Below are 11,636 nucleotides of genomic sequence, written 5' to 3' on the forward strand. Positions count from 1 at the left end.
AACCATCATAAAATCAACTATTCCACGGTCCTGTTTCTTTCGTTCACGTTTTTCTTTCTTTGTCATTCGTAAAAACCTCCTGTGCGAAAAATTTGTTACTTATATTTTACCGCACAAGAGGTACTCCTGCTTAGATTCTGGTTATTTTATTGCGAAAAGTTTTTATTCCTCAACGCTGTCCAATTACGTCCACTGTTACATGAGCGGCGCCACCAGACGCAGCACTCTTCCCGCCACTTTCATCGGAACGGTAATTTTTTTCATTTCCGCTCTCGTCACCCGTCTGCAGCGCAGCAATGTGCTCTGAAAATCCAATTCCACATCGCGAACTACCACATTATTGTAAATAAACGCTCCACATTCAAAGTGAAGGTACAGGCTGCGGTAATCCAGATTGACTGTTCCCACCGTGGCTGTATCGTCATCCGACACGAACACTTTCGCATGGACAAATCCGGGCGTAAATTCAAAGATCTGTACCCCGGCATCCATCAGCTCCAGGTAATAAGTCTTCGCCAGTGCAAAGGCATACCATTTGTCCGGTATCCCCGGCATGATGATCTGCACTTCAATTCCGCTCTTTGCCGCCCGCTTCAGTGTATCGAGCATCTCGTTATCCAGTATCAGATAAGGTGTCATGATGTGGACATACTTTTTCGCATGATTCAGAATATGAAAATAAACTTCCTCCCCGACATTCTCATTATCATACGGGCTGTCCGCATAGGGCAGCACAAATCCCAGTTCCCGCTGAAGCTCCGTCTGCGGTTCCTGACGCAGATATTGTTTATAATAATCTACACTCTTTTCCGTGACATTCCACATCTGCAGGAACATCATGGTAAAGCTCTGTACCGCCGGTCCCTCCAGCATAATTGCTGTATCCTTCCAATAACCGAAGCGCTCTTTTCGATTGATATATTCGTCTCCCAGATTAATTCCGCCTGTGATTGCAACCTTACCATCGACCACACAGATTTTCCGGTGGTCGCGATTGTTCTGCGTGGTGGACAGCAAGGGACGGATCGGACTGAACATCTTGCATTTTATTCCCAGCTTCTGCAGAGTTTTCGGATAATTGTGGGGCAGCATGGTAAGGCTGCACATTCCATCATACATAAAACGGACTTCCACACCCTGCTCCGCCTTTTCTTTCAATACGTTCAGAACAGAGTCCCACATGTACCCTTCTTCCACAATAAAATATTCCATAAAAATAAATTTCTCGGCTTTTTTCAGTTCACGTATCATTGCCGGAAACTTTTCTTCTCCGCAACTGAAATAGGTAGCCTTCGTATTCCGATATGTAGGAAATCCAAGCTGGAACTTCATGTAATGTGCCAGATTTGCATTGGCCGGCTTACTCACCCGGATTTCTTCCAGCATATCCTGCTTCTGGTCAATATAGCGGGATGTCTCCAATTTGATCCTTCCCAGAGTTTTCCCGATATAACGTGTTCCCAACTGGGATTTGACATAAATGTAAAATAAACTTCCAAACACCGGAAAAATCATAACCAGTAGGATCCACGTCATGTTAAATGCCGGATTTCCTTTTTCATTAATAATATAAATCACTACAAGAACACTGAGAATATTAAATACCACATAATAAATCGTACTATACTCACTCAGAAATGTTGTCACACTGAACAGCAGCATCAGCTGAAGCAACAGTAGTATCACTATCATGCCCGCCCTGCTGAAAACAATGTGCAGAAATCCTTTTTTCGCTTTTTTTACTGTATTTTCTTCCATTTAATTGATTATTCTCCTATTATAAAATACCATTTAGCGCAGTTCTTAGCACCTGTTTTGCTGACTGCTGTTTCTTAAACTGCCTGTTTAGTTTAACACAATTTATTTTTCTTCACAATATTGTATTTACATTAAAAAAGTATTAAGATATAATTGTTGTATAATTTGCATAAGAAAGGAGAACAAAATATTGCAAAAACTGAGGAAATGCCTGCTTGGCCTTACCGCAATCGGTGTAATTATCGGCATAATTGTCACTTATTTCTCGAAGAAAGACGCATCGGATGACTTACATTTTTCTTCTGGTGAGTCAGATCCAGATGACTTCGATTTAGATGATGACTTTGATTTAGACAGTGATCTGGAGCCAATTTCTGACAGGGAATACGTTTCACTCGGTGCAAAGAAAGCAAAACAGGAAAACACAAATTTGGGGAATTGAGCAGGAGGGCTTACTAATGAAAAAATATGTAGCAGAATTTATCGGTACTTTTGTACTAACTTTATTTGGATGTGGATCGGCAGCCATTTCCGGTGGTATTGACGGTGTACTCGGCGTGCTTGGAATCGCCATGGCATTCGGTCTCTCGATCGTAGCAATGGCATATTCTATCGGAAATATTTCCGGATGCCACATCAACCCGGCAGTTTCATTTGCCATGTTACTCAGCAAAAAAATGGACGTCAAAGATTTCGTCGGCTACGTAGTTGCCCAATGTCTGGGGGCTTTGGTTGCTGCGGCCATCCTTATGGGAATCGGTTCTATGTGTTCACCTGTCATCGAAGGTCTCGGAACAAATGGTTTCGGAGATGCTTCTTACGTCGGACTCAGCATGATCGGTGCTGTTATTGTTGAGATTATCCTGACATTCGTATTCTTGATGGCTATTCTGGGTGTTACATCCACAGAAAAATTCTCAAGTGTTGCCGGTATCGTTATCGGTCTTACACTTGCATTTGTTCACATTCTTGGCATTCCGCTTACAGGTACCTCTGTAAATCCGGCAAGAAGTCTTGGTCCTGCGATTATGGCAGCTGTCGGCGGAGACACCGTTCCGATTTCTCAGGTATGGGTATTTATCGTAGCTCCATTGATCGGTGCAGCGATTGCCGCTTATGTATGGAAATTCATTTCTGAAGGAAAAGAGGCCTAGTTTTCATTGAGGCACACTTTTAATGGGGGAGGTACAAAAGCTTTGCTTTTGTACCTCCCCCATTTTTCTTTATCTTTCTTTTCCTGCACACCAGACATTCCACAGTATCTCCACCGCTTTCTCGATCTTCTCCTCGCTCATATTCGCATACCCGAGCAGCACTGTGGGGATATGTTTCTTTTCCCTCTTCGCAATATAATACTCTGACAGACCGTACACCCGCACATCCGCGTTCTCTGCCGCTTCAATCAGTTCTTCCTCGGTCATTCCATTGTCAAGGTGAAGCAGCAGATGCACACCCGCATTCTCCCCCGAGACCGTTCCCCAATCCTGGAATACCTTCAGGCTGTTCAGCAGGACATCGTGTCTGCTCTTATACAGTGCCCTCGTCTTATTCAGATGCCTCTCGTAATAGCCCTCCTCCACAAATCTCTGCAGTATGATCTGATCCACCTTTGACACTGTAGAATGAATAAACTTGCTTCGTGTCTCAAACCGTTCCATCAAAGGTTTTGGAAGAACCATATAACTCATACGGATCGCCGGTGCGATGGATTTGGAAAAGGTCCCGATATATACCACCTTTTCGTTCGCATCATATCCCTTCAGCGCCGGAATCGGTTTGCCTTTATAGCGGAATTCGCTGTCATAATCATCCTCAATGATAAATCGTGTCTCGCTCTCATTTGCCCAATTCAGAAGCTCCAGCCTCCGTCTAATCGGCATGACAATCCCCAGCGGATACTGGTGGGAGGGCATGACAAAGGCAACATCTGCACCGGATTCTCTCAGCTTTCCGACATCCATGCCACTCCGGTCCATGTCGACTGCCAGCACATCATAAGAAAGATTTTCAAACAGGCGGTACGCTCTCTTGTAGGTCGGATTTTCGACCGCGATCCTCCATCCATTTTCCAGGATCGTTCCCAGAAGCATCATCATATAGTCACTGCCTGCCCCCACCAGAATCTGCTCCGGCAGACAGTTCACGCCCCTTGCCTGATGAAGGTAAGCGCAAATTGCCGCGCGGAGACCATATTCTCCCTGGGAATCTCCGAGACGAAACAGTTCCACCTTGTCGTCCAGCAGAATATCCTTCGACAATTTCCGCCAGGTATTATAGGGAAAGCTTTTCAGATCCACACCGTTCGGCGTAAAGTCATATCGGCACTGCTCTCTGGTCTTCTCGGGAGCTTTCCGCTCCACATTTTTCACCGTATTAAGCTGATACAGATTATCAATGTGTGCGACAAAGTACCCTCTATACGGCTCAGCCTCAATATATCCCTCCGACAAAAGCTGCTCGTACGCCAGCTCCACTGTGCTGCGGCTCACCTCCAGATGCTTCGACAGAGCCCGTGTGGACGGCAGCTTCTCGCCGCTTGGTATCCTCTTCTTCTGGATATCTGATTTGATATAGTCATAAATCTGCTCATACAGAGGTATTTTTGATTTTGGTTTCAGGTTGATGGTCAGTTCATTCATGTTGTTTTTCTCCTTCCCGGGCAGACCAGTTTCTTTTAATTAAAGGACTGTCGCGCTAAGTACATCTCATACGTGACTGCGACGTCGAAGACTTGTATTCTCCAATGCCATATCCCGTATGATTGATACTTAATGCGACAGCCCCTATTGCAAATCCTTCTCACAGATTGCTTAATAACAAACCGTTTTATTTCGGCAGTTTGAATGAACTCTTCATAGAGACAATGCGGTTAAATACCAGTGCATCCTCTCTGGAATCCTTCGCATCCACACAAAAATATCCCTGTCTCACGAACTGGAAACTGTCATAAGCCTTCGCACCTTCAAAGTTCGGCTCCAGATAACATTCCTTCAGTACTGTCAGTGAATTTGGATTCACATTCAGGGATCCGTCCTCCTCATTGTACACGCCTTTTTCCTCGTCCACAATATTCTCATAGAGGCGAACCTCCGCTTTCGTTGCCATCGGTGCCGGAACCCAGTGAATCGTTCCCTTGACCTTGCGGCCCGTAAATCCGGTTCCCTGCTTTGTCTCCGGATCATACGTGCAGTGGATTTCGGTCACATTGCCGTTCTCGTCCTTCACAAAGCTGTTACATGTCACAAAATAAGCATGCATCAGGCGGACTTCATTTCCTGGAAAAAGGCGGAAATACTTTTTAGGCGGCTCCTCCATAAAGTCTGTTCTCTCGATATACAGTTCACGGCAAAATGGCACTTTTCTGGCGCCCAGTTCTTCATTCTCGACATTGTTTGTGACATCAAGATATTCTACCTGATCTTCCGGATAATTGTCGATGATCAGTTTGATTGGATCAAGAACCGCCATCATACGTGGCTTTTTCATCTTCAGGTCTTCGCGGATGCAGTACTCAAGCATCGCGTAATCTACTGAGCTCTGCGCCTTGGATACCCCACACAGATCCACAAACATCTTGATTGACTCCGGTGTGAAGCCTCTTCTTCGAAGTGCAGCGATGGATACCAGTCTCGGATCGTCCCATCCATCTACGATATGATCTTCCACCAGTTTTTTGATGTATCTTTTTCCAGTCACAACATTTGTCAGATACAGTTTTGAAAATTCAATCTGCCTCGGCGGGTTCTCAAATTCACACTCTTTGACTACCCAGTCGTAAAGAGGTCTGTGATCCTCAAATTCCAGCGTACAGATCGAATGGGTAATCTTTTCGATCGCATCCTCAATCGGATGCGCAAAATCGTACATCGGATAAATACACCACTTGTCTCCTGTATTGTGATGAGTCATGTGTGCTACACGGTAAATAATTGGATCGCGCATATTGATATTCGGGGATGCCATGTCAATCTTTGCTCTGAGAACACGGGCACCATCCACAACAGCGCCTGCACGCATCCCCTCGAACAATTCCAGATTTTCCTCAACCGTGCGGTCACGATAAGGGCTGTTTTTTCCCGGCTCTGTCAGTGTCCCACGGTATTCTCGCATCTGCTCCGGCGTCAGGTCACAGACATATGCTTTTCCTTTTTTGATCAGTTTGATTGCGCACTCATACATCATATCGAAATAATCAGACGCAAAAAAGAGGTTGTCTCCCCAGTCCGCACCAAGCCATTCGATGTCCGCCTTTATGGAATCGACAAACTCTACTTTTTCCTTGGTCGGGTTCGTGTCATCGAAGCGCATATGAAATGTGCCGTTATACTCCTGTGCCAGCCCATAATTCAGCAGAATGGCCTTTGCATGTCCAATATGCAGATATCCGTTCGGCTCCGGAGGGAATCTGGTGCAGACATTGTCATACACACCCTCCTTTAAATCTTTATCTATCTCCTGCTCAATAAAATTCTTTGAAACCATTTCACTTGCCATGGTTAATCCTCCTCGTATTATATGTGGCGCCCCCTCACCTAGGTTCAGCGGCAGTCCGGCAGAGAGATTGCTATGAAGCAATGCTGCATATACTCTCTCCCGGATACATTATGCACTATATCTTACCACAAAACGGAAACCACGACAACAGATTTTCTTTTGGATTCTCCACTTTTGACGATTTTACATCGCCTCGATTTTCTTTCTCATTTCCACCATATGTTCATCCAGCTCTTTGATCCGGTCCGCGTATTCTTTCAGCTCTTTTCCGATCAGTCTTGCCTCTTTTGCACCCTTTTTATACCGGAGTTGATGATCCAGATCGGCCCAGAAATTCATAGCGGAGGTTCGAAGCTGCACCTCCACCTTAATCCACTCCACTCCCGTCGAGAGGTATACCGGCACATGAATGATCAGATGCAGACTTCTGTATCCACTTTTTTTTGGATTCTTTATATAATCTTTTTTCTTTGCCAGTTTTATATCCGGCTGCTTCAAAAGAATCGCGGACACCCGATAAATATCGTCCTCAAACGCACAGACCGCCCGCACTCCCGCCATATCTGTGATATTCTCCTCAATGGCCTTTCCTGTGCAGGGCAGATTTTTTCTCTTCAGCTTCTGGTATACGCTCTCCGTTGTCTTGATCCTGTCCTGCATGCTGACGAGGACACTATGATTGCGGGCAAGAGACAATTCCGAATTGATAATCTGGAGTTTAGATTTCACCAGATTGATGGCACACTGTGCCTTCAGCAGCGAATCTCTGTTTTCCGTGTATTTTACCAACTCAGCCATTGCCTGTTCTTTTTCTTCATTTTTTGCCATATCCGTTCCCAACTTTCTATTTCTGCTTTTGCAGACATGTGGCGGCTTATCCACCCTCTTTTTATACACCGCAAATGTCCACAAAATATTCCAGCATCTATTTTAAGCGCTGCAGGTAAAGCTAATATTTTATCTGTGTTAAGTCTGCGTAAAATTCCATAGCGAACAACCAATATTTTTGCAAGAAACCATTGACAAACAGTACCTCTATGCTGTATATTTATATCGTTCGCTGTTGTGGCACAGGTGGTAGCGCACCTCATTGGTAGTGAGGAGGTCACGGGTTCAACTCCCGTCAACAGCTGTTATTGGCTCCTGAATGGAAATTCAGGAGTTTTTTATTGGGGACAGGTTAAAGTGCAATTGGGGACGTAGCAGAATGACATTCTGCTACGTCCCCAATTGCACTTTAACCTGTCCCCAAAGACATACCTTATCCGGCTATTCTTCAACCAGCAATTGTTCTGCCTTTGACTTGATCCGCTGAAGTGCGTTGTCAACTGTCTTTGGACTTTTTCCGATCAGCTCTGCAATTGTCCGGTAGTCTGTCCCGAGCAAATGCAGGTACAGCACACGGTTCTCCAGCGGGCTCAATCGCTCACGAAGTGTATTTTCAAATGCTTCCGAATACTCTTTACCAAAAAAAATCTTCTCCGGGTCACTCTCTGCGGCTGTCTGCAGTGTCTCCATCAACGGCGGCTGTGTCGTCTCCGCATCGTTCTCCCGTTCGTAGAGGGACACGTAGGAATTTAGCGGAATATGCTTCTTGCGGTTTGCCGCTGTGATTGCAGAACTCATCTGTCTGGAGACGCACAGTTCTGCAAAGCTGTGGAAGGATGCTCCCTGGGATTCATCAAAATCACGCACGGCTTTAAAAAGACCAATCATGCCCTCCTGAATCAAGTCCTCGTTTTCACCGCCCAGCAGATACATCGCCCGCGCTTTCTTTCGGACAAGGAACTTATACTTATCCATAATAAAATCTGTAATCTTATCGTCCCCTGCCCGCAGCTGCACAATCAGCTGCTCATCTGTCTTTTTCCTGTAATCCTCCAAAATCCCACGCTCCTGCCGTAAAGCGAACATTAATTCATTCGCTGTCTCACGATCTCGTAGGCCAGAACTCCCGCAGCGACAGATGCATTGAGAGAATCAATATCACCTTTCATCGGAATACTCGCCACAAAATCACATTTCTCTTTCACAAGACGTCCGACGCCCTCGCCCTCACTTCCGATCACAAGTCCGATCGGTCCGGTCAAATTCAGGCGATACATGGACTCTCCTTCCATATCTGCGCACACAAACCACAGCCCCTGGTCCTTTAGTTCTTCCATCGTCTTCGCAAGATTTGTCACCTTTGCAACCGGCGTGTAGTTCAATGCTCCGGCAGAGGTTCTCGCAACCGTCGCCGTCAGTCCCACGGCACGACGCTTTGGAATGATCACTCCATGTGCTCCCGCAAGATTCGCCGTACGGATAATTGCTCCCAGATTGTGAGGATCCTCAATATTGTCCAGAAGGATAATAAATGGATCCTCCCCCTTTGCTTTCGCCGCCGCGAGAATGTCTTCCACTTCCGCATACTCATAAGCCGCCGCATAGGCGATGACTCCCTGATGCTTTCCGGTCTCAGACAACTGCGCAAGCCTTGTTTTTTCTACAAAATGAATGATCGTATCATGCTTCTTCGCCTCACGCACAATACTGCGCACAGGTCCGTCCTGACATCCGTCCAGGACAAACAGCTTATCGATCGGTTTTCCGGCTCTGAACGCCTCCATGACCGCATTGCGCCCCTCAATCACCAGGCTCTTGATTTCCTCTCCGTTCTCCAGACTCATAACCCCTTTTTCTTCACTCATATATTATTTTTCCTCTCTTCCTTCTTCGACATTTTCCAGACTGTCCAGACCGATCTTTACCAAATCAACCAGACGTCTATATTCTTTTTTGAGATACAAATATCCCAACAATGCCTCAAAACCGGTTGCTCTCCGGTAATCCGTAATCGACTGGTTCTTTGCCGGTGACACAGACTTTGCATTTCGGCCACGCTTGTAGACCGCATGCTCCTCCTCCGTCAATGCATCCTGCATGGCTCTCATCATGAGCGACTGGGAAGACGCCTGCACATAAGAGCTTGTCTCCTGATGCAGCTTTTTCACCTGCTTGTTCCCTTTGCTGACAACAATGCTCTTGATAATCAGGTCATATACACAATCTCCGATATACGCTAATGTAAGAGGTGAATACGTTTTTGCATCCACCTCCTGCATCTCGAAGATTTCTCTCATATATTCATTCAGTTCAAAATCTACGCTTTTTTCCATTTTACTCCTTCACGGGTATCCTCCAGCACGATTCCCTTCTCAAGCAGTTCATCACGAATCTCATCCGCTCTCGCAAAATTTTTCGCCTTTCTCGCTGCCTGACGTTCCTCGATCAATGCCTCAATATCCTCCGCAAGCAGCTCTTCTTTCTTATCTACAATGATTCCGAGCACATCTGCCAGCTTCACAATCAGATCAAACAGACTCTTCAAATATTCTCTGGAGCTTTCGCCGTTCACCGTCGTATTCGTGTATCTAACCAGTTCGAAAATCGCTGCGATAGCATCCGCCGTATTGAAATCGTCATCCATCGCCCGCTCATAGGCATCCACATACTCTTTCGTCTTCGCAAAGGCCTGCGTCTCCGCCTCTGTCATCTGCCCGGTTCCTGCGTTCTCCATCAGGAATTTCACATTGTCCACGGCAGTGAGGATTCTCTCGAGTCCGCTCTTAGAAGCAGCCATCAGATCCGCACTGAAGTTCAATGGACTTCTGTAATGTGCGCTCAGCATAAAGAACCGCAGCACCTGCAGATCATACTTCTCGCTGATTTCACGTACGGTAAAGAAATTGCCGAGAGATTTACTCATCTTACGGTTATCAATATTCAGAAATGCATTGTGAAGCCAGTATCTTGCAAATTCCCTGCCGTTTGCCGCCTCGCTCTGCGCGATCTCATTCTCATGATGTGGAAACACAAGATCCTCTCCACCGGCATGAATATCAATCTGCTCACCCAGATATTTTTTGGACATTTCAGAACACTCTATATGCCATCCCGGGCGTCCCTCGCTCCACGGTGACTCCCATGCAGGCTCACCCTCTTTCTTTGGTTTCCAGAGCACAAAATCCAGCGGATCCTCTTTCTCGTCCTCCCCGGACACCAGCAGGGAACGTCCGCCTGACTGCAGATCATCCAGATTTTTGTGCGATAGTTTTCCGTATCCTTCGAATTTTCTTGTGCGGTAATATACGGTTCCATTTTTCTCATAAGCGAAGCCCTTGTCGACCAACGTCTGGATCATATCCACCATACCACAGATCTCCTGTGTCGCCTGAGGATGAACCGTGGCCGGCTTCACATTCATTGCCGCCATGTCCTTTTTGCACTCCTCGATATAGCGCTCCGAGATCTCTTCCGCCGAAACGCCCTCCTCAATGGACTTGTTGATGATCTTGTCATCTACATCCGTAAAATTTGAGACATAGTTAACTTCAAACCCTTTGTATTCAAAATACCGCCTCACCGTGTCAAACACGATCATCGGACGCGCGTTACCGATATGGATATAGTTATAGACCGTAGGTCCACAGACATACATCCGAACCTTTCCCTCCTCCAGCGGTACAAATTCTTCTTTGCTTTTTGTTAATGTGTTATAAAGCTTCATCTTAAATTTATCTCCTTCTCTTTTCTCTTTTTATATTGCCTCTGCCACTGTCCTTTTTATTTTTCCTCGTCTTCCACCGATTCGTCCTGAATCTGAATACCATCCGGAGTATTCCCCAGCCGTTTTTCCAGATCTGCCAGTTTTCTTCTCAGACGAAGATTATCGGCCTGCAGCTCTCTGATATCATTTAGGACCGGATCCGGGAGATGAATCTGATCCATCTCGGTCCGCGGCACCTTCTGGTCACCCATCCGGACTATACGCCCCGGCACACCAACCACGGTACAGTTTGGCGGCACCTCTTCGATTACTACAGATCCGGCTCCGATCTTTGAATTTTCTCCGACAGTAAAAGAGCCAAGTACTTTTGCACCCGCACTGATCATCACATTATCGCCGATGGTCGGATGCCTTTTTCCCTGTTCCTTTCCTGTTCCTCCGAGCGTCACTCCCTGATACAAGGTGACATTATCCCCCAGAATTGCCGTCTCACCGATGATCACACCGCTGCCGTGATCGATAAACAGGCCCTTCCCGATGGTCGCACCGGGATGAATCTCTATTCCGGTCTTCCTGGCTGCTCTCTGAGATATCCATCTCGCCAGAAAATAGTGCCCCTTCAGATACAATTTATGAGCTTTTCTGTACTGTAATATCACCTTAAAGCTTGGATACAGCAATACTTCCATGCTGGATTTGATTGCCGGATCCCGCTCTCGGATCACAGCGATCTCCTCTTTGATATACGCTAACTTTCCCATATGCCACTCCTTTTTTACCGACATCAGACATTCTCCTGCACATCCCCCGGAGGGTTTTTAATTACCAGAAA

At 46.2% G+C, this 11,636-nt stretch carries 11 protein-coding genes and 1 tRNA gene; 3 read left to right on the forward strand and 9 right to left on the reverse strand.

Annotation, left to right across the window (positions count from 1 at the left end):
- Positions 1-195: 195 nt before the first annotated feature.
- On the reverse strand, positions 196-1,758 hold the full coding sequence (gene cls / locus BUB85_RS19255; protein WP_073113132.1) for a cardiolipin synthase: 1,563 nt from the start codon (positions 1,756-1,758) through the stop codon (positions 196-198).
- 190 nt (positions 1,759-1,948) lie between these two features.
- Between cls and BUB85_RS19260 the strand changes: the two genes are divergently transcribed.
- Positions 1,949-2,200, forward strand: a complete 252-nt coding sequence (locus BUB85_RS19260; protein WP_073113133.1) for a hypothetical protein — start codon at positions 1,949-1,951, stop codon at positions 2,198-2,200.
- A gap of 16 nt (positions 2,201-2,216) precedes the next feature.
- Positions 2,217-2,912, forward strand: a complete 696-nt coding sequence (locus tag BUB85_RS19265) for an MIP/aquaporin family protein (protein ID WP_073113134.1) — start codon at positions 2,217-2,219, stop codon at positions 2,910-2,912.
- Between the two features lie 69 nt (positions 2,913-2,981).
- Here the strand turns inward: BUB85_RS19265 and pdxR are convergent, their stop codons facing one another.
- From pdxR to BUB85_RS19280, 3 genes are all read right to left on the reverse strand, one after another.
- Positions 2,982-4,397, reverse strand: coding sequence for a MocR-like pyridoxine biosynthesis transcription factor PdxR (gene pdxR / locus BUB85_RS19270; RefSeq protein ID WP_073113135.1), 1,416 nt, complete (start codon positions 4,395-4,397; stop codon positions 2,982-2,984).
- A gap of 187 nt (positions 4,398-4,584) precedes the next feature.
- Complete coding sequence (locus BUB85_RS19275; RefSeq protein WP_073113136.1) at positions 4,585-6,252, reverse strand: glutamine--tRNA ligase/YqeY domain fusion protein; 1,668 nt, start codon at positions 6,250-6,252, stop codon at positions 4,585-4,587.
- A 183-nt stretch (positions 6,253-6,435) separates the two neighbouring features.
- The gene (locus tag BUB85_RS19280) at positions 6,436-7,080 is read right to left on the reverse strand and encodes a GTP pyrophosphokinase (protein ID WP_073113140.1); all 645 of its coding nucleotides are present in this window, start codon (positions 7,078-7,080) and stop codon (positions 6,436-6,438) included.
- A gap of 231 nt (positions 7,081-7,311) precedes the next feature.
- Here BUB85_RS19280 and BUB85_RS19285 point away from each other — a divergent pair.
- Positions 7,312-7,384, forward strand: a tRNA-Thr gene (locus BUB85_RS19285).
- Positions 7,385-7,521: 137 nt separating this feature from the next.
- Here BUB85_RS19285 and sigH read toward each other — a convergent pair.
- The 5 genes from sigH to epsC are packed head-to-tail and all read right to left on the reverse strand — an operon-like array spanning position 7,522 to position 11,565.
- Positions 7,522-8,136, reverse strand: a complete 615-nt coding sequence (sigH, locus tag BUB85_RS19290) for an RNA polymerase sporulation sigma factor SigH (RefSeq protein ID WP_073113137.1) — start codon at positions 8,134-8,136, stop codon at positions 7,522-7,524.
- A 29-nt stretch (positions 8,137-8,165) separates the two neighbouring features.
- Positions 8,166-8,924, reverse strand: a complete 759-nt coding sequence (gene rlmB, locus BUB85_RS19295) for a 23S rRNA (guanosine(2251)-2'-O)-methyltransferase RlmB (RefSeq protein ID WP_073113141.1) — start codon at positions 8,922-8,924, stop codon at positions 8,166-8,168.
- A gap of 24 nt (positions 8,925-8,948) precedes the next feature.
- Complete coding sequence (locus BUB85_RS19300) at positions 8,949-9,413, reverse strand: Mini-ribonuclease 3 (RefSeq protein ID WP_073113138.1); 465 nt, start codon at positions 9,411-9,413, stop codon at positions 8,949-8,951.
- Positions 9,398-10,804: a cysteine--tRNA ligase gene (gene cysS / locus BUB85_RS19305; RefSeq protein WP_073113139.1), complete on the reverse strand. Its 1,407-nt coding sequence runs from the start codon at positions 10,802-10,804 to the stop codon at positions 9,398-9,400. The genes BUB85_RS19300 and cysS overlap by 16 nt, the downstream gene beginning before the upstream one ends.
- A gap of 56 nt (positions 10,805-10,860) precedes the next feature.
- A complete protein-coding gene (epsC, locus tag BUB85_RS19310; RefSeq protein ID WP_073113142.1) occupies positions 10,861-11,565 on the reverse strand; it encodes a serine O-acetyltransferase EpsC in 705 nt (234 codons plus the stop codon).
- Positions 11,566-11,636: the final 71 nt, after the last annotated feature.

Source organism: Hespellia stercorisuis DSM 15480 (genome assembly GCF_900142165.1).
Classification (GTDB): Bacteria; Bacillota; Clostridia; order Lachnospirales; family Lachnospiraceae; genus Hespellia; species Hespellia stercorisuis.